21 protein-coding genes are annotated in these 16,894 nt (G+C 35.4%); 7 read left to right on the top strand and 14 right to left on the bottom strand.

Annotated features, from left to right (window positions below):
- Nucleotides 1-10: 10 nt before the first annotated feature.
- Both CEY12_RS14885 and CEY12_RS14890 read left to right on the top strand, forming a co-directional pair.
- Nucleotides 11-667: a thioredoxin family protein gene (locus tag CEY12_RS14885; protein WP_089028431.1), complete on the top strand. Its 657-nt coding sequence runs from the start codon at nt 11-13 to the stop codon at nt 665-667.
- A 98-nt stretch (nt 668-765) separates the two neighbouring features.
- Entirely contained in the window at nt 766-1,149 is a 384-nt protein-coding gene (locus CEY12_RS14890) for a DUF2809 domain-containing protein (protein ID WP_089028432.1), read from the top strand.
- On the opposite strand, the gene CEY12_RS14895 is transcribed toward CEY12_RS14890, so the two are convergent.
- The 4 genes from CEY12_RS14895 to CEY12_RS14910 all read right to left on the bottom strand — a co-directional run bounded on the left by CEY12_RS14895 (nt 1,150) and on the right by CEY12_RS14910 (nt 4,404).
- Nucleotides 1,150-1,572, bottom strand: coding sequence for an energy transducer TonB (locus tag CEY12_RS14895; protein WP_157676834.1), 423 nt, complete (start codon nt 1,570-1,572; stop codon nt 1,150-1,152). It abuts the gene before it with no gap.
- Nucleotides 1,573-1,578: 6 nt separating this feature from the next.
- Complete coding sequence (locus tag CEY12_RS14900) at nt 1,579-2,493, bottom strand: YARHG domain-containing protein (protein ID WP_089028434.1); 915 nt, start codon at nt 2,491-2,493, stop codon at nt 1,579-1,581.
- Nucleotides 2,490-3,128, bottom strand: coding sequence for a DUF2306 domain-containing protein (locus CEY12_RS14905; RefSeq protein ID WP_089028435.1), 639 nt, complete (start codon nt 3,126-3,128; stop codon nt 2,490-2,492). The genes CEY12_RS14900 and CEY12_RS14905 overlap by 4 nt, the downstream gene beginning before the upstream one ends.
- A 67-nt stretch (nt 3,129-3,195) precedes the next feature.
- The gene (locus CEY12_RS14910) at nt 3,196-4,404 is read right to left on the bottom strand and encodes an NAD(P)/FAD-dependent oxidoreductase (RefSeq protein ID WP_089028436.1); all 1,209 of its coding nucleotides are present in this window, start codon (nt 4,402-4,404) and stop codon (nt 3,196-3,198) included.
- A 112-nt stretch (nt 4,405-4,516) separates the two neighbouring features.
- Here CEY12_RS14910 and CEY12_RS14915 point away from each other — a divergent pair, with 112 nt between their 5' ends.
- From CEY12_RS14915 to CEY12_RS14925, 3 genes are all read left to right on the top strand, one after another.
- Nucleotides 4,517-5,011 carry an acyl-CoA thioesterase gene (locus CEY12_RS14915; protein ID WP_089028437.1) on the top strand — a complete coding sequence of 165 codons (495 nt, stop codon included), beginning with the start codon at nt 4,517-4,519 and terminating at the stop codon, nt 5,009-5,011.
- Nucleotides 5,012-5,016: 5 nt separating this feature from the next.
- The gene (gene thiL / locus CEY12_RS14920; protein ID WP_089028438.1) at nt 5,017-6,081 is read left to right on the top strand and encodes a thiamine-phosphate kinase; all 1,065 of its coding nucleotides are present in this window, start codon (nt 5,017-5,019) and stop codon (nt 6,079-6,081) included.
- Nucleotides 6,082-6,283: 202 nt separating this feature from the next.
- Nucleotides 6,284-7,192: a DUF6268 family outer membrane beta-barrel protein gene (locus CEY12_RS14925; RefSeq protein WP_089028439.1), complete on the top strand. Its 909-nt coding sequence runs from the start codon at nt 6,284-6,286 to the stop codon at nt 7,190-7,192.
- Between the two features lies 1 nt (nt 7,193).
- Here CEY12_RS14925 and CEY12_RS14930 read toward each other — a convergent pair whose 3' ends face one another.
- From CEY12_RS14930 to pepT, 6 genes are all read right to left on the bottom strand, one after another.
- Nucleotides 7,194-7,931: a LytR/AlgR family response regulator transcription factor gene (locus CEY12_RS14930; RefSeq protein WP_089028440.1), complete on the bottom strand. Its 738-nt coding sequence runs from the start codon at nt 7,929-7,931 to the stop codon at nt 7,194-7,196.
- Entirely contained in the window at nt 7,918-8,778 is an 861-nt protein-coding gene (locus CEY12_RS14935) for a sensor histidine kinase (protein ID WP_228409706.1), read from the bottom strand. Before CEY12_RS14935 ends, CEY12_RS14930 begins: the two co-directional genes overlap by 14 nt.
- Before the next feature lie 273 nt (nt 8,779-9,051).
- The gene (locus CEY12_RS14940) at nt 9,052-9,648 is read right to left on the bottom strand and encodes a porin family protein (RefSeq protein ID WP_089028442.1); all 597 of its coding nucleotides are present in this window, start codon (nt 9,646-9,648) and stop codon (nt 9,052-9,054) included.
- 183 nt (nt 9,649-9,831) lie between these two features.
- Nucleotides 9,832-10,071 (bottom strand): hypothetical protein, encoded by a 240-nt coding sequence (locus CEY12_RS14945; protein WP_089028443.1) that lies wholly within the window; start codon nt 10,069-10,071, stop codon nt 9,832-9,834.
- Nucleotides 10,072-10,234: 163 nt separating this feature from the next.
- On the bottom strand, nt 10,235-11,551 hold the full coding sequence (locus tag CEY12_RS14950) for a hypothetical protein (protein ID WP_089028444.1): 1,317 nt from the start codon (nt 11,549-11,551) through the stop codon (nt 10,235-10,237).
- Nucleotides 11,552-11,750: 199 nt separating this feature from the next.
- Nucleotides 11,751-12,998 (bottom strand): peptidase T, encoded by a 1,248-nt coding sequence (gene pepT / locus CEY12_RS14955; RefSeq protein ID WP_089028445.1) that lies wholly within the window; start codon nt 12,996-12,998, stop codon nt 11,751-11,753.
- 186 nt (nt 12,999-13,184) lie between these two features.
- On the opposite strand from pepT, the gene CEY12_RS14960 reads away from it, so the two are divergent.
- Complete coding sequence (locus tag CEY12_RS14960) at nt 13,185-14,033, top strand: hydroxymethylglutaryl-CoA lyase (RefSeq protein ID WP_089028446.1); 849 nt, start codon at nt 13,185-13,187, stop codon at nt 14,031-14,033.
- A 45-nt stretch (nt 14,034-14,078) separates the two neighbouring features.
- The gene (locus CEY12_RS14965; RefSeq protein ID WP_089028447.1) at nt 14,079-14,915 is read left to right on the top strand and encodes a sulfurtransferase; all 837 of its coding nucleotides are present in this window, start codon (nt 14,079-14,081) and stop codon (nt 14,913-14,915) included.
- A gap of 51 nt (nt 14,916-14,966) precedes the next feature.
- On the opposite strand, the gene CEY12_RS14970 is transcribed toward CEY12_RS14965, so the two are convergent.
- Genes CEY12_RS14970 through CEY12_RS14985 form a run of 4 tightly spaced genes read right to left on the bottom strand, consistent with a single transcriptional unit; the run spans nt 14,967 to nt 16,869 of the window.
- Nucleotides 14,967-15,293 (bottom strand): SUF system Fe-S cluster assembly protein, encoded by a 327-nt coding sequence (locus CEY12_RS14970; protein WP_089028448.1) that lies wholly within the window; start codon nt 15,291-15,293, stop codon nt 14,967-14,969.
- 3 nt (nt 15,294-15,296) lie between these two features.
- On the bottom strand, nt 15,297-16,001 hold the full coding sequence (locus tag CEY12_RS14975) for a 3'-5' exonuclease (protein WP_089028449.1): 705 nt from the start codon (nt 15,999-16,001) through the stop codon (nt 15,297-15,299).
- Nucleotides 16,002-16,015: 14 nt separating this feature from the next.
- The gene (locus tag CEY12_RS14980; RefSeq protein WP_089028450.1) at nt 16,016-16,363 is read right to left on the bottom strand and encodes a tRNA-binding protein; all 348 of its coding nucleotides are present in this window, start codon (nt 16,361-16,363) and stop codon (nt 16,016-16,018) included.
- Nucleotides 16,360-16,869, bottom strand: a complete 510-nt coding sequence (locus CEY12_RS14985) for a hypothetical protein (RefSeq protein ID WP_089028451.1) — start codon at nt 16,867-16,869, stop codon at nt 16,360-16,362. Before CEY12_RS14985 ends, CEY12_RS14980 begins: the two co-directional genes overlap by 4 nt.
- Nucleotides 16,870-16,894 lie beyond the last annotated feature (25 nt).

Raw genomic sequence — 16,894 nt, forward strand, 5'->3', positions numbered from 1 at the left:
ACTAGATACGATGAAAAATTTAAAAATAATCATAATGGCTCTGATTGTTGGTGTTGGATTACTAAGCTTCACTACGGGGAATGAAATAAAAGAAGAGGGTAAACGCCATATATATACAGTCAAAAAAGGGTATGAAGTAGGTGACGCAGCAACGGATTTTAAGCTGAAAAATATCGATGGGAAAATGGTTTCTCTTAGTGATTATAAAAATGCTAAAGGGTTTATTATCATTTTCACATGCAATCACTGTCCATATGCTAAAAAGTACGAAGACAGAATTATAGAACTTGACAGAAAATATAAAGATCAGGGATATCCAGTAATTGCGATTAATCCAAACGATCCAAACGTACAGCCAGAAGACGGATATAGCCAAATGATCGAAAGAGCTAAGGAAAAAGGATTTACATTTCCTTATTTAATAGATGAAGGGCAGAAAATCTATCCTCAGTACGGAGCGACCAAAACACCTCATGTTTTTATTTTACAAAAGGAAAATGGAAAAAATATTGTGAAGTATATTGGAGCTATAGACAACAATTATGATAATCCAAACGACGTTTCTGAATATTATGCTCAGGATGCTGTAAATGCTTTAATAAATGGACAACCGATAAAAATGACAAAAACGGTCGCTATAGGATGTACAGTTAAAGTGAAAAAATAATTTTAATTATATACACAGATCAATATCAAATATGAGCGGGCTTTAGCCCGCTTTATATCCATTAATACAAAGGCTTTAGCCAAAATAAATATCATAAAATGAAATTGCAGTTCAATCTAAAATATTTCCTGCTGACTATTTTGTTGTTTTTCACAGAAGTGTTGATTGCTACCAAACTAAAAGATATTTTCTTTATCAGAGCCTATTTAGGAGATGTTATTGTTGTGATCCTTCTCTATACTTTTATCAAAAGTTTCGTTGTTGTGGATAATAAAAAACTTATTATAGAGATTTTCATATTTTCCTGCCTGATTGAATTTGCCCAATATTTTAATATCGCAGAAAAATTAGGCTTCCAAAGGGGAAGCCTGATGTATATTGTTATTGGAAATTCATTTTCCTGGGTTGATATTGCGTGTTATGCCATTGGCTGCCTATTGCTATATTTAGGGCTAAAGCTGAACAGCTTTAGTAGAAAGTAATTATTCCAGTCTAAAAATAAGGGGTTGCCTCATTTTCATTCTTACTTTCTCTCCTTTTATTTCTCCGGGTGTCCATTTCGTATTTACACTTTTAAGCGCTTTTAGGAACTCTTTCTTTATAATTTCATTTTCATAAGATTCTATCTGTATATCACCCATGCTTCCATCTTTTTCAACTACAAATGAGGCTACAGCTTTTACACTGGAGATATTGAGTCTGGCAAGCACACCAGTTTGAAAATTGTTTAAGATTTTCTTTACAAATGCCTGATGCCCTCCTGGAAATTCAGGATTTTTGGATTCAGAAAGCTCGGCAGGAGAGATTACTGTTGGCGTTTTTTGCATCGATGTGGAATCCTGCTGCGCGGAAAACAAAACAAAACAAAAAAAGGATACGATACATGTCAGGTACTTTTTCATCATTTTCTGTTATCTTCCAAAGCTATCATATTTATCTTCAGCATATTTGATGAAGCGATTCAATAATGCTACATTGTCTTTTTCCATAGGAGAAAGATCGTTGTCTACATTATTAGACACAGGAATATACCAATCTGTACGCTCAAAAAAGTTTCTATAGGTATCTTTTTTGAAAGAATATCCATGTCTGGCAAAAACAGAGTTTTTAATGATCTCCATATCCAGCTTTCTTAGATTTTTGATATCCTTTTCTGTTAATTTTTGCTTTGAAGCATTAATCTTAAAAATAGCCTCAGTAGCTACTCTATTTTTTGATGCCGTATAACTTTCTGTCTTCCCTGTTTCTTCGTCTTTGTATTTCTCTACAAAGCTTTTAGGGTTTGTCCAGTCGACCAGATCAGAATCCTCATCCAGCATGAAATTGGGATTGTATACAAAATCCCTTTTTGCCAATTCTAAAGATTTGCTAGGTGCTTTTACGGCGCTTTTATTAAATGCGGTCCATTTTCCTAATAAGCTATCATTCTTTATTTTGACTTCAAACCTTCCGTCCGTCTTATCATTTCCCGGCTCATCTAAAACAAAAGATTGGGTACCCTCATTAAATATACCTCGAAATGGCCGCTGGTTACCATTCACAATGCTTTGTCCGTATACGCTGTCTTTGGTAATCTTGTTTATTTTTAAAGATATCTTTTTATTTTCTTCGTATTCGCCTTCACTATCCATTGCGGTAGCAATATGAATTGCACCGAAATTACCGGTATAAATCCCATAATATTCTTTATGAACTTCAGGGATGATAATAGAGTCCTTCTTTGCCGTCAATGAATCTGCAGAAGAGTTTGTATTTTTGGCGTCTTTTTTACAGCTTAGTAAGGAGGATGCCAATAAAGGGATCATGACATAATTTAAAATTTTCATAGTATTTTTTTTGTGATTAAGATTTCAATTAATAGGATATTGGGAATCCAGCCCAGCCAGGCAATGATCTGATAAACGTCCATTGGGTTGGGATGAAATAAATATACGATAATAACTTTCCACATTCGTAGAGTGATCGCAGATAACGTTAATGCAAAACTTCTCCACATCCATTGTTTGTGAAGGGTAAATTTTTTTTGTTTTGCGTATTGATATGCTTTAAAGGTAGTAACCCACCAAAGGCAGCCGAGAATAACAAAGGATGCCTTGGAAAAGAAGCCGCCGTTTGCAAATACACCCATATAAATTCCCGCAGGCGCAGAGAAAATAAGTAATAATAGAATGTAAATTTTCCCAGCATTTCTATGGAAGTTTTTAAGTCCAAAATCCTTTCTCAAAATAGCAAAAAAGCCAAACAATAAGACAAAGATACTGGTGTAAATGTGAGTGTAAAAAATTGGAAGATATTCAGGTCTGTGATCAACTTCTGTTTGCTTGATCATCAAGAAACTAACATCTGCTCTTAACGGGATATATTCTAATGTAATTTGTAACATGAGCCAAAAGAAATACCCGAATCCTAAAATTAAAAGGATTTTAAGAGTATTGGAATATTTCTTTTTCGTTAAAAGCACATTATACTTATTAGTTTTAAGTTTCGTTTGTTACGAATTTATTTAATTTTCAATTATTAAAAAAACATCATGATGATTTTAGATTTAAATCCTGTGCGATCAGCCATGCTTCACTCCAGCACGCCTGAAAATTAAACCCTCCCGTTACGGCATCTATATTTAAAACCTCTCCGGCAATATAAAAGTTAGGTAAAATTTTAGAAGACATATTTTTAAAATTGATTTCTTTCAGATCTACTCCTCCTGCAGTTACAAATTCATCTTTAAATGTTGATTTGCCGGTTACCTGTAATTTTTTTTTGCACAGGTTTTCCAGAATAGCCTGCATTTCCTTTCCAGAAATATTGGAAACCTGCTTATTAAGATCAACTTTAGAGATCTCTAAAATTTTCTGCCAAAACCGATTGGTTATTTCGAAGATTTTTGATTGTCCGATTGTTTTCTTAGGATTACTTTGCCTGAAGTTTTGAAATAAGCCTTCTGCCTCATCTATAGTTTTTGAAACGAAATTGACTTCAATTTCAAAATTATATTTGACCTTAGCCAGGTTGATGGCCTCCCAGGCTGAAATTTTCAGGACCGCAGGTCCGGAGAGTCCCCAATGTGTTATCAGTAATGGCCCACTTTCTTCTGTTTTTAATTTAGGTATAGAAACCTCGGCATTTTCAAAACTTGTTCCGGGAATATCCTTTAATAAATCATTTTTAATATTGAATGTAAAAAGAGAAGGAACAAGATCAATAATTTTATGCCCTAAATTTTCAAGAATTTTTAAAGATTTGGGAGAACTTCCGGTGGCATAAATGATGTAGTCTGCCAGAAAATCCTCAGAATTGGTTTTAACAATATATTTTTCATTTTCCGTTACAATTTCCTTTACGACACTTTTTGTTTTCACGTCAACGTTTTTCCGACGAATTTCATTGAGAAAACTGTTGATAATAGTCTGGGAGGAATTGCTTTCAGGGAAGATTCTGTTATCATTCTCTATTTTCAACGAAATATTTCGTTTGTCAAACCAGTCCATGGTATCTCCTGGTTGAAATTTTGTAAAAACACTTAGGAGTTCTTTGTTTCCACGAGGATAAAACTGAACCAGTTCCTTCGGATCAAAGCAGGCATGGCTCACATTACAGCGTCCGCCTCCTGAGATTTTTACTTTCTGAAGGACGTCTGAGTTCTGCTCGAGGATAGTAATTTTATATTTTGTTTCGTCGAGGTTTGATGCACAGAAAAATCCTGCTGCCCCGCCTCCAATAATGATAATTTGTTTCATGTATCTGTAATCCTATGCTGAAGATTATTTTTTCAAAAGTACAATTTTTATAAACCATCTTATTTGAGTATTTTTGAAGATTATAATTTTATTATTCTAAATACGATTTCAAATGACATTCTACCATACCTTCGAAGTGCGTTGGAGCGATCTTGATGCCAACAAACATTTAGCCAATTCATCTTATGTACAGTATTGTGCACAAACCCGGATGGCTTTTATGACAAAAGAAAAAATGGGAGTTACCCAGTTAAGCAGATGGGGGATTGGTCCTGTTATGCTTCATGAAAGATATTCTTTCTTTAAAGAGATCTATGCAGACCAGACAGTAATTGTAAGTTTGGAAATAGACGGGTGCTCAGAAGATTCTTCGATCTACCGTTTTCTTCATAAATTCTATACACCAGACGGAGTACATTGTGCAACGTCTGAGGCTACAGGGGTTTGGATTGACATGATGTTAAGAAAAATGACCACTCCTCCAGATGACATTGTAGAAGCTATGAATAAATACAAAACAGCTGAAACAGAAGTTTTATCCAGAGAGGATTTTAAAAAATTCCCTTTCCATCCTCATAATATAGACCCATCAGAGTTTAATAAATAAAAGATATGTTTGAAGATAAATCTCAGGAATTGACACCCATCTCAAAATTAGGAGAATTTGGTCTGATTAAACATTTAACAGAACATTTTCCTTTATCCAATGAATCTTCAGAACTTGGAGTAGGAGATGATGCTGCAATTATAAATCCGGGGAATAAAAGAGTAGTTCTTACCACGGATGTTTTAGCTGAAGGTGTTCACTTTAATTTAGGATATGTTCCGCTAAAGCATTTAGGATATAAAGCAGTGGTGGTAAATCTTAGTGATATTGCAGCAATGAATGCTACACCCACACAGATTTTAGTATCCCTGGCGGTTTCAAACCGTTTTCCTGTGGAGGCATTAGAGGAACTCTATTCCGGGATTCAGGCCGCTTGCTCAAGATATAAAGTAGATTTAATAGGGGGAGATACAACAAGTTCAAATACAGGATTGGTAATGAGTATCACGGCTGTAGGGATTGAAGATGAAGAAAATCTTGTCAAACGAAATGGAGCAAAAGCAAATGATCTGCTTGTTGTAAGCGGAGATTTAGGAGGAGCGTATATGGGACTTCAAATTTTAGAAAGAGAACATGCTGTTTTCTTAGCGGACCCTAATATGCAGCCTGAAATGGAAGGCTTTGATTATATTCTTGAAAGACAGCTAAAACCCGAAGCAAGAACGGATGTTAAGACAATCCTGAAAGAATTGGATATTAAGCCAACTTCAATGATAGATATATCTGATGGACTGGCTTCTGAAATTCTGCATCTTTCTGATCAGTCGAAAGTAGGTTTCAGATTATATGAAGAAAAAATTCCTATGGACAGTCTTACCATTTCTACCGCAGATGACATGAATCTAAACCCTGTAATGACAGCATTAAGCGGTGGTGAAGATTATGAATTATTGTTCACTATTTCACCGAATGATTTTGATAAAATTAAAAATCACCCTGACTTTACAATTATTGGTCATGCCGTAGAAAAAGAGGAAGGGAACTTTATGGTAGCAAGAGGATCTAATCAGTTGGTTTCTCTTACAGCACAAGGATGGGATGCCTTTTTAGGCAATCAACAGGAAGAATAAGTTATACTTAATTTTTAAATATTGTTAGACCACTGCCACTTGCAGTGGTTTTTTTTGTTTCACTGTCATTGCGAGGAGCGAAGCGACGAAGCAATCTCTTTAATACGAATCATAGATTCCATTCATCATAATATATAAACACTTAATCAAGTAATTTTTGTTTGGCATTCCGAAAAACTTCTCTTTGTGAAAATTTTAAATTATGAAGAAAGGTCTTTTGACGGTCTTTTATGGGATTACTCATCTGAGTTGCATGGTTTATGCACAAACCGGGATATCCGGAGAGTTTAAAACGGAATATATTCCTTATTCAAGTTATATCCGTCCGGAGGATAGTGTAAAAACAAATTCTAAAAGTGATTTTAAGAGAATGGATATAAACCTGAATATTCCATTGTCAATGGAAAAAACAAAAGATGGGAAGGTCAAGGGCTGGTCTTTATTACTGAATGGCGCTTATGCTAAAATGTCCCATAAGAATTATGAAAACAGCTTATTTCCGGATCAGATGCTGAACGCTCAGGTCGGATTACAGCATATAAGGCCATTAGGAGGAAAATGGAGTATGATGGCCTCTGCCTCTGTCGGAGTTTATACTGATCTTGAAAATGTTACTTTTGATGATGTTTTAGGGCAGGGGGGAGTTGTGTTCATCAAGAAATTTAATCCAAATCTGGCTCTTGGTGCCGGGCCGATTTTGACCACTGCCTTTGGGGTACCCATGATAATGCCCTGGATTTATTTTGATTGGAAGACAGGGAATAAAATTAAATTTAATATCAATTTTCCACAAGGGATGGAAGCAGGATATCAATTCTCAGATCAATTTGCTCTAAAAGCGGTAGTAGACTTAAATGGAATGACCGTAGAAAGAAACAAAGGCGGAAAATCAATATTATTAGGGTATCAACAAATTACAGCAGGCTTACGGCCAGAGTTTCAGCTCAACAAGAGTGTAAGCCTGAGACTTACCGGAGGAACAGCGTTATTAAGGAGCTTTACCGAAAACGACCGTAAGATCAAAAGTATTTTTAAGACAAAAAAAATGGAAGATCCCAGGTTTGCAAGTACTTTTTATATGGCACTTTCATTACGCTGGAACCTTCCATAATCTATTTACTGATGAGCTTCTTGTAAACCACCTGATTAAGTAATTCCTCTTTACGGGTCCGGGAAATGGGAAGCTCTGTTTTATTAATGTACAATCGGCCTCCGGAAATCATTTCAATATGGGTGATATTGATTAAAAATGACTTGTGAATTCTAAAGAAATGCTCCGGTGATAACGATTCTTCTATAGCCTTCATGGTCTGATGGATAACAAGAGATTTATCTTTAAAATGAAGCTTAGTATAGTTTTGCATACTTTCTATGTATAAAATATCAACCCAGGATATTTTTATAAAAGTATCAGATTGGCGGATGTATAAAAAAGGATCATCCAGTTGGGTATTCTTTTTTGATTTTTCAGATAAAATGAATTGTTGCTGTGCTTTATTTACAGCCTGGTAAAAACGATTGAATGCAATAGGTTTCAAAAGATAATCCACAACCTGAAGTCTGTAGCCTTCCAAAGCATATTCAGAATAAGCAGTTGTTAAAATACATAAAGGTGGATTTTCCAATTGTTCCAAAAATTCAAGTCCGGTTAAATAAGGCATGTTTATATCCAAAAAAATCAGATCGATCTGATTGTCTTGTACTTTAGAGTTTGCTTCTAATGCTGTAGCACAGGTATCTATAACTTCTAAAAAGTCTATTTGGTCTGCCATATCCTTCAAATGGAATCTTGCTAAAGGTTCATCATCAATAATTAAACATTTCATTTTAGGAAGATTATTGTTCGTCATTTTCTTGAGATAGTTTTAGAGTTAAAGAAACTTTGTAAATGTTATCATTTGATTCAATCTTTAAAGTATGAGAATCCGGATATTGAAGACCCAATCTTTTTTGTACATTCTCAAGCCCAATTCCATGAGCTCCGTCTTTCTTTTTGTGAGTGTTGAGATTGGAATAAGAATTTTCTACATAAAACGATAATGTATTATTCTCTTCTTTACATGAAATAATAATATATCCTTTGTGTCCGGGTAATCGGCAAACATATTTAAAAGCATTTTCTATAAAAGGAACGAGAAGAAGAGGGGCAATAAACGCCTTTTTATTACTGATCTCCCATTTCGCTTTTACATCCAGTTCATTACCCCATCTTAATTTCTCGACCTCAACGAGATCCTGAAGGTATTGAATTTCTTGACCGAGTATAACCTGATTTTTATTACAATGATATAATTGATAACGCAGAATGTCAGAAAACTTCAAAAGAAGAAAAGAAGCCAGCTCGGTGTTGGTTTTCATCAGGATATGGATATGATTAAGGATATTGAAAACCAAATGTGGATTAATCTGGTCTTGCAATAATTTAAGCTGATTTTCCAGATGAGCTTGTTGTAACAGGATATGATCCCGTTCAATTTTCCCATGCTCCTGGTAAAACGTTATTCCACAGGCAGTTCCGTTAATGAGAAAGGACGCTGGAAGAGCTAAATAAAATCCTTTCCATAAAACGGGAAGATGACTTTCAAGACCAGAGGATAGAGGAGTTCTTGAGTCTACTTCTATATAAGCAAAAACGAAAGAGTAAATAAAGCTTAGTAAGAGAATCATAATTGCTGCCTGAAACAAGAACTTTTTCATTTTCCTTTGTTTTAAAGCTTTCGGAAGCAAGTTTTTTGTTAAAAACTGAGTGAAAATAAAGGAGCTTATTACAATGGCTAATGTCTGAATGAGTGAGTTGTATCTACCGGAATCTGCCTGAAAATTAATCCACATGGTTATTCCAAAAACCAACCAGAAGCTAATAATGAATAGATGTTTTCTTTGGATGAGAGGTTTAAGCATATTTTGTATATGTAAAAAATTAGAAACCGCATTCCTGCAGTTTCTAATGAGTAAAGATAATTTAAGTTTTTAGAACAGGAAATATCCGATTCCCAGCGAAAAGCTGTGAGGTCTTGATTTAAATTCCTTGCTGATGCTTGTCAACCCTGTTTCATACCTCAAATCTACCGTGAAATTCTTATAATCCACACCGATTCCTCCTGTAATTCCTATATTGGATTTATCAAATTTTTTAAATCCTGCAAGCAGTGCTTTTGAAGTGGAAATATTATCATTAAAAGCATAACTGTAAACGCCACCCGCAAATATCCGGAAATTAAAATCGGATGAGTTTACTATTTTATAACCCACTACAACAGGAACATCGATTGAATTCCATTTTAATTGTGAAGAACTCCCGTCTTTAAGATCATACGAGGTTTTTCTTTTGTTGAATACCGCTTCCCCCTGAAGATATAAACGGTTAAAGTCTACCCTCGCCATAACACCAGCCTGGTAGCCCAGTCCGTATTTTCCTTTAAGATCAGAGGATTCTGATGAAGTTTTAGTAAAATTTGTTCCTGCTTTAACTCCAATGTGAATAACAGGGGTTTGTTGTGCATTGGTTTCCACTGAGCAGGTAATGCAAAGCAATAAAGAGCATACCGCTAAAAAATGTTGTTTCATAAAAATAAAATGTATTAAATCTGATGCAAAACAACGGATGTAAAAAGCGGAATAAAATTTTATTTGATGAATGGCTTGGAGCTTAGGATAAATGGAAGTTTTTATTTGAGGGACATTCTCAACTTAAAAGAAGTAAAGTACACAAAATAAAAAATCGGAAATTTTATTTCCGATTGGTTATGATTAAAAAGGTTCTTCTGTGCAGATTATTCCCGGAGGACATCCTCCGCCCGGGTTTCCACCTCCTCCAGGACTTCCAACGCTAACGCAACTTCCCGGATTTCCGTCGTCAAGCATTTCACAAGCTTTTCCATAAGTACATTCACAATCTGTCCAACAATACGCTGAATCTCCGTTGCTATGACACTCATTTATTCCATTGCCTAGAATTATTAATAGGTCTTTTCTTAATAGTTTTTTCATAGTATAGTTTGTTTTAAAGATAATAAATATAGCAAAAAAATGAATTGATTTGAGGGTATTTAGTTTTATTTCAATCTGTTGCGTGGAAATGTTGAAACTTCACCAAATAAAAAAGCCACAGCAATTGCTGTGGCTTCCCATTTTTATTTAAGTGATTGTGTTTTTAGAATGCTACTTCTTTATGATAAATCGGAAATTCTTTCTGGAAAAGAGGAATGGTTCCTTCAACTCTTAATGGGAACACTCCAAATCCATAGAACATGTCTGCCTGAATTTTTGCTTTTACATCTAGGATGCCTTTTCTCTGAGGAATCAGCTGAACGCCTAAAGATGAAATGGCAGAAGCTCTGCCTCTTAATCCTGAGTTAGCGATAGGAACGGTTAGGAATTGCAGCCCTACAGCACCTTTTGCTTCTAATCCTACTTCAGCTGATAAGATGCCTTCAAGAGACGTTATGCTAACATCGGATTTTTTTTCAAGGCTAATGTTCAAAGCTGGGTTTTTAGATACCAGGAAATTTGCAGTTCCTCCAACATCAAGAAGGTTTACTTTTGCTTTTCCCGTAGCGGAAACTCCGGCAAATGGTCCTGCGGATATGGTAGGACTTAATATAAGTCCCGTTGGTCCTAAAACAATTGGAGCGATCGGAATGTTTATAAAATCGGTGGTACTAACAGTATATCCCACAGATGCCTGGATATCCGCAGTAGACTGTAACCTAATATCATCCATGATAAAATTTACAGAGAAATCAGTTAAATGACCCCACGAAAAACTAATATTGTAGTCAATTTTAGGAGTTACACCCCCTTTTACATTAACACTTGAAGCTAAGGCCACTGGCCCTACCTGTTGGCTAAGAGGGAACGTTTTATCAAAGGTAAAACGATTGAAAGTAATAAGCTTTTGATTGCTTAGGTTCTTAGACTCAATATTAATAATTTTATTATTCAATTCCTGAGAAATAAATCCCTCTACAGGAATATAATTGACCATTTTACCGTTAACATCAATGGGTGCTTTCCCGGATGGATCATATACCCCGCTTAAAGTCCCGCTATAAATAAATTCTTCAAGTTTGGCGCTTGAGGTCTGTACAAAATACTGATTGTTCGTTTTGGTAACAGAAGTTACTTTAGAAAGGATTGTTTTAATTTGGTCTCCTTCTACTTTTGTTCCAACCAATACAGACCCTGCTTTGATATCGTCTGTTTGATCTGTAGATCTAGTGAATGTAATATTCTGATTATTCAGGTTAGAAATGGCAGATACAGATTCGTCATCCAGAATGATAACATCTTTTTGTAAGGTAAGACTTCCTAGAGTTTTAAGATTGCCGGACTCTGGAGCCGGAGCTACAGGGTCTTCATTCAAATTATCCTGAGAACAGGATGTTAAGATCAACGCAGTGAATATAGAAAGAAATACAAAATTGAAAAATCTTCTATACATTTTGAAATAGTTAAAATTATTTTTCATAATTGTGGGTTTTTTGTCCTTCTAAGTTACATATTAATTTTAGTTATTCACAAGGAAGAGAAGTAAAAATTTAAAAACTGTTATGTGTGTAATAGTTTGTTAATGAGTTTATTGTATTTATTATGCTGGTAAAGTAATGTTTCGGCCAATAAAAAAGCCTCTGAATTAATCAGAGGCTTTTGTTCACTATTTATAGGAATTATTTTTTTACAATATTAATAATAACTTCGGTAGCTTTCTCCATACTTTCCAATGCCACATACTCATATGGGCCATGGAAATTGATTCCACCAGCGAAAATATTTGGACAAGGAAGTCCCATATATGACAATTGAGCCCCATCAGTTCCTCCTCTGATCGCTTTGATCTTAGGTTCAATATTGGCTTCTTTCATTGCTTTAGCGGCGAGGTCGATAATGTGTATTTTACCCTCAAACTGCTGTTTCATGTTTCGGTATTGCTCTTTAATTTCTACCTCGGCAGTTCCTTCACCATGCTTTTGATTAAATTCGGCAACTTTTTCTTCCATGAATTTTTTTCGTGCTTCAAATTTTTCTTCATCATGGTCACGGATGATGTACTGAAGCTTAGCCTCTGAAATATCAGCTGTAATATCCATCAGATGATAGAAACCATCGAATCCTTTAGTCGTAGAAGGAGTTTCATTAGCAGGAAGAGTCTGAGCAAACTCAGCAGCTAAAAGACTCGCATTGATCATTTTTCCGTAAGCATAACCGGGATGTACGCTTAATCCATGTATTTTTACAACAGCTCCCGCAGCGTTAAAGTTTTCATATTCCAATTCTCCAACTTCTCCACCATCCATCGTGTAGGCCCATTCTGCCCCGAATTTCGCAACATCAAACTTGTGTGCTCCTCTTCCTATTTCTTCATCAGGGGTAAAACCAATAGCAACTCTGCCATGTTTGATTTCCGGATGAGCAATCAGGTATTCTGCTGCTGTTACAATCTCTGCACAGCCTGCTTTATCGTCTGCACCAAGAAGAGTGTTTCCGTCCGTTGTAATTAAAGTCTGGCCAATATATCTTTTTAAACTCTCAAATTTTGATGGGGATAGGGTAAATCCTGTTGTCTGATTAAGAAGCAAATCTCCTCCATCATAGTTTTCCCAAACCTGAGGTCTTACATTTTCACCGCTAAAATCGGGTGAAGTATCATAATGTGAAATAAATCCAATGGTGGGTTGATCATCATTTTCAAGATTGGAAGGGACATAGCCCATAATGTAACCGTTGTCATCAATAGAAACATTTTCAAGACCGATTGTTTTTAATTCTTCAACAATATATTTAGCAATGTCCCACTGTCGGGGAGTGGAAGGAGTTGTTTCACTCTCTGCATCACTTGTTGAATATATTTTTACATAGTTAAGAAAACGATTCAATAACTTCTCTCTCCATAACGGGTTGAATTCTATAGTACTCATTAGACAATATAAATTTTAACAAAGTTAGCGAATTTGATGCTCAGAATACGTTATTTGTAATCGAATATCAATTATTGAAATTTTTAATCAGATATAAATAATTGAAAATCAAAATTATGTTAGCTTTGTATTGACCGTAGATAAACTTGTTTAGTTTTATTATATTTGAGAAAATCTAAAGTGAAAATGTTTCTTACTGAATGTCCTAGAGATGCCATGCAAGGCTGGGGAGAATTTATTCCCACAAATAAAAAAATAGATTACATCAACTCCCTGATGGAAGTAGGTTTCGATGTATTGGATAGTCTGAGTTTTGTGTCTCCAAAAGCCATTCCACAGATGGCTGACTCTGATGAGGTTGCTGAAAATATTGACAAATCCCTCTCAAACACAAAAATTTCTGCCATTATCGGAAACTATAGAGGAGCTGAGAAAGCGTTGAAGCATCAATCAGTAGATATTTTGGGGTTTCCGTTTTCTATTTCTGAAACTTTTCAACATAGAAATACCAATAAAAATCAGGAGGAAGCTTTTAATGAGGTTATTAAAATGCAGGAATTGGTAAAAGCTGAAAATAAAGAGCTGAACATTTACTTTTCAATGGCATTTGGAAATCCATACGGAGAAATGTGGAAACTGGAAGATGTAGAGTTTTGGGCTCAGAGGTTTTCGGATATTGGAATTGAAAATATTTTATTATCTGATACCACAGGAGTTGCAACTCCGGAAACAATTGCTCTTTTATTCGAAAAAATACCGGTAAAACATCCTGAAATCAATTTTGGAGGTCATTTCCATAATCGGTATGAAGATTCTTATTCCAAATTGAAAGCAGCTTATGATAAAGGATGCAGAAGATTCGATAGTGCTATAAAAGGCATTGGGGGATGTCCGATGGCGGAAGATGACTTGGTGGGGAATATGCCAACGGAACAGGTGATCAATTTTATGAGCGTTGAGAAAATAGATCACAATCTGAATCTCTTGAATTTTGAAAGCTCATACAATAAAGCAAAAGACATTTTTCATTTTTAAATATAAACCGTCTGGATTTAGCCAAAACTTAATGATATCAGATATATGTCTCCAATAATTTCAGCTTCAGAATTAAAGAATTTACAAAACAAAAATCTCATCATCCTTGATGCCAGAGTGGGTAAAGATGTGTATGCTACCTATCTGGAAAAACACATCAAAGGAGCAAGATTTATCAATTTAGATAAAGATCTTGCTGAAATTGGTGAAGATGCTGCATTTGGTGGAAGACATCCTCTTCCTAATGTTGAAAAATTTGCCCAGACACTATCTGAATTAGGGATTTCTGAAGATGCTCACATTATTGTTTATGATGATAAAAGTGGATCTAATGCTGCTGCAAGAGCGTGGTGGATGTTGCGTTCTTTTGGATTTGAAAATGTTCAGGTTTTGGATGGTGGGTTTCAGGCTGCAGAAAAAGAAGGACTTGAATTTACATCAGGAGCAGAAACTTTTGAGCGAGCTGTTTCAATTAAAAAAGACGGTTGGCTTCTTCCTGTTGTAAGGCTGGAAGATGTTGAAAATGAATTAGAAAACAATTTTTCTACCGTAATTGATGTAAGAGATGCTTACCGCTATAAAGGGGAATCAGAGCCTATCGATTTAGTTGCAGGACATATTCCGGGAGCAATCAATATTCCTTTTTCAGAAAACCTTGATGAAAATGGAACGTTTTTGCAACCAGATATTTTAAAAGCAAAATATGCTGTATTGTTGCGTGATAAACCTGAGGATTTAATCATTCATTGTGGTTCTGGAGTAACGGCATGCCATACGATTTTGGCTTTGGATTATGCCGGACTGCCAATTCCAAAATTATATGTAGGCTCCTGGAGCGAATGGAGCAGAAGAGAAGGAAAAGAAATTGCAAAAGATATATAAAAACAAAAAACCGCAGAATTTCTGCGGTTTTTTTATGTTCTGTTTTGATGATTAAAGCATTCCTAATTCGAATTTGGCTTCTTCGCTCATCATATCTTTATTCCAACTAGGTTCAAAAGTAAGTTCTAAATCTACACTATTTACTCCTTCTACACTTTGGACCTTATCTTTTACCTCCTGAGGGAGTGTTTCTGCAACAGGGCAGTTTGGAGTAGTAAGGGTCATAATAATCTTTACATCTCCATCTTCGGAAATCTGTACATCATATACAAGTCCCAGCTCATAAATGTCTACAGGAATTTCAGGATCATAAACGGACTTTAGTACTCTTATAATTTCTTCTCCTATATCAGCAATTTGATCGTCTGTAAATTTCATTTTTTAATCTAGATTGATATTTCTTTTCAATAAATCTTCCTGCCGCATGCGGCGGAAAATATTTGCCAAAGTTAAGACATCTTTTTCACAATAGTCAACTATTCTTTGCAAGTCTTTTTCTATGTAGTAGATTGATGAAACCATTGAGCCATCTATATCATCTTTTGGGGTCGGAATACCAAAAACATGAGCCAGCAACTCCAGGGAAATAAAGCTTTTATAGTCCCCGAACTTCCAGAGTTCCATGGTGTCGATATGAGGGATTTCCCATGGTTTTTTTCCAAACATCTGAAATGGTGAAGGAGGTTGCATTCCATTAATTAAAAAACGGCGGGCAATCCAGGGAAAATCAAACTCTTTACCATTGTGGGCACAAAGAATAACATCCCGGAGTCTTGGGCTGTTAAATATTTCTCCAAACTCTACCAAAAGTTTTTTTTCATCGTGATGGGCGAAACTTTTAATTTTTAATGTGTCATTCTTCTCGACCATTCCGATCGTTATACAAATGATCTTACCAAATTCTGCCATGATGCCAGCCCTTTCCGGGTAGAATTCTTCAGCAGATACTTCGTCTTTTCGTTGAAATCTTGTTTTTTTATCCCAGAGCTTCTGATCTGTTTCAGATAAATCATCCCATGTCCCAGCATTTGGAACTGTTTCTATATCAAGGAATAAAATCTTTTCTAAAGGAATGTGTTGTATCATTGGTGTTTTGTATTTTATCCTACCTGCATCCCATTTTTTACAGGAAGTGATGGAGCCAGAAGAGTTACGTCACTTTTATCCTCGCCATATACGCCTAATACCAGACACTCGCTGAAGAAATTGGCTATTTGCTTCTTCGGGAAATTGACAACTGCCAAAATTTGCTTTCCGATTAAATCTTCTTTTTGGTAAAGTGTTGTAATTTGAGCAGAGGACTTTTTGATGCCTAAGCTTCCAAAATCAATTTCTATCTGATAAGATGGGTTTCTGGCTTTTTCAAAGTCATTTACGGAAATAATGGTTCCGCATCGGATGTCTATTTTTTCAAAATCTCCCCAGGATATTTCTGGTTTTATAATCATGATAATTTGTTTATTAATTGTTCTACTTCTATTTTCTGTTCGGCATATTTTTTCTGTAAATCTGAACCTTCACCCATTCTTTTATAATATTCCAAAGCTTTATTGGCAAAGAATTTTTTATGAAAATCTGAAACATCCGGGATTTGAGGAAAAACTCTGTGAAAGAGCATTTCGGAATACGCCTGGAATTCCCTTTCATTCTTATCTTCAATAAAGTTGCCTGGAGCTTTCTGTCTTACATGAAGCATTTCATGAGCTACCATATTCAGGACAAGATTTAACTCGAAATCAAATAAATTCTTTGGGATCATTACTTTTTGAGGTTGACCTAGTTGACCTTCAGCAGTTAAGAGCATAGAGGTAGGGGATAGCTCTTCACGAAAGCCGAAACCTGCAAAATTTTCATGCTCTAAATTAAAAGAATGGATCAGATAATTGGCCGCATCTATGATCTGGTCATGTTCTTTATAAGCGTCGAGGTGTAAATTGATCTGCTCAAGGTTCATTCAAATGATGTTTTTAACAAATGTA

The organism is Chryseobacterium sp. T16E-39 (assembly GCF_002216065.1).
Lineage (GTDB): Bacteria > Bacteroidota > Bacteroidia > Flavobacteriales > Weeksellaceae > Chryseobacterium.

What these genes read in the sequence shown, in the direction of transcription:
- CEY12_RS14960 (WP_089028446.1), top strand. Translation starts at nt 13,185, where the DNA reads ATGTTTCTTACTGAATGTCCTAGAGATGCCATGCAAGGCTGGGGAGAA.
- CEY12_RS14935 (WP_228409706.1), bottom strand. Translation starts at nt 8,778, where the DNA reads ATGAAAAAGTTCTTGTTTCAGGCAGCAATTATGATTCTCTTACTAAGC.
- CEY12_RS14890 (WP_089028432.1), top strand. Translation starts at nt 766, where the DNA reads ATGAAATTGCAGTTCAATCTAAAATATTTCCTGCTGACTATTTTGTTG.
- CEY12_RS14900 (WP_089028434.1), bottom strand. Translation starts at nt 2,493, where the DNA reads ATGAAAATTTTAAATTATGTCATGATCCCTTTATTGGCATCCTCCTTA.
- CEY12_RS14915 (WP_089028437.1), top strand. Translation starts at nt 4,517, where the DNA reads ATGACATTCTACCATACCTTCGAAGTGCGTTGGAGCGATCTTGATGCC.
- CEY12_RS14940 (WP_089028442.1), bottom strand. Translation starts at nt 9,648, where the DNA reads ATGAAACAACATTTTTTAGCGGTATGCTCTTTATTGCTTTGCATTACC.
- CEY12_RS14980 (WP_089028450.1), bottom strand. Translation starts at nt 16,363, where the DNA reads ATGATTATAAAACCAGAAATATCCTGGGGAGATTTTGAAAAAATAGAC.
- CEY12_RS14975 (WP_089028449.1), bottom strand. Translation starts at nt 16,001, where the DNA reads ATGATACAACACATTCCTTTAGAAAAGATTTTATTCCTTGATATAGAA.
- CEY12_RS14985 (WP_089028451.1), bottom strand. Translation starts at nt 16,869, where the DNA reads ATGAACCTTGAGCAGATCAATTTACACCTCGACGCTTATAAAGAACAT.
- CEY12_RS14885 (WP_089028431.1), top strand. Translation starts at nt 11, where the DNA reads ATGAAAAATTTAAAAATAATCATAATGGCTCTGATTGTTGGTGTTGGA.
- CEY12_RS14945 (WP_089028443.1), bottom strand. Translation starts at nt 10,071, where the DNA reads ATGAAAAAACTATTAAGAAAAGACCTATTAATAATTCTAGGCAATGGA.
- CEY12_RS14895 (WP_157676834.1), bottom strand. Translation starts at nt 1,572, where the DNA reads ATGATGAAAAAGTACCTGACATGTATCGTATCCTTTTTTTGTTTTGTT.
- pepT (WP_089028445.1), bottom strand. Translation starts at nt 12,998, where the DNA reads ATGAGTACTATAGAATTCAACCCGTTATGGAGAGAGAAGTTATTGAAT.
- CEY12_RS14930 (WP_089028440.1), bottom strand. Translation starts at nt 7,931, where the DNA reads ATGACGAACAATAATCTTCCTAAAATGAAATGTTTAATTATTGATGAT.
- CEY12_RS14970 (WP_089028448.1), bottom strand. Translation starts at nt 15,293, where the DNA reads ATGAAATTTACAGACGATCAAATTGCTGATATAGGAGAAGAAATTATA.
- thiL (WP_089028438.1), top strand. Translation starts at nt 5,017, where the DNA reads ATGTTTGAAGATAAATCTCAGGAATTGACACCCATCTCAAAATTAGGA.
- CEY12_RS14910 (WP_089028436.1), bottom strand. Translation starts at nt 4,404, where the DNA reads ATGAAACAAATTATCATTATTGGAGGCGGGGCAGCAGGATTTTTCTGT.
- CEY12_RS14965 (WP_089028447.1), top strand. Translation starts at nt 14,079, where the DNA reads ATGTCTCCAATAATTTCAGCTTCAGAATTAAAGAATTTACAAAACAAA.
- CEY12_RS14950 (WP_089028444.1), bottom strand. Translation starts at nt 11,551, where the DNA reads ATGAAAAATAATTTTAACTATTTCAAAATGTATAGAAGATTTTTCAAT.
- CEY12_RS14925 (WP_089028439.1), top strand. Translation starts at nt 6,284, where the DNA reads ATGAAGAAAGGTCTTTTGACGGTCTTTTATGGGATTACTCATCTGAGT.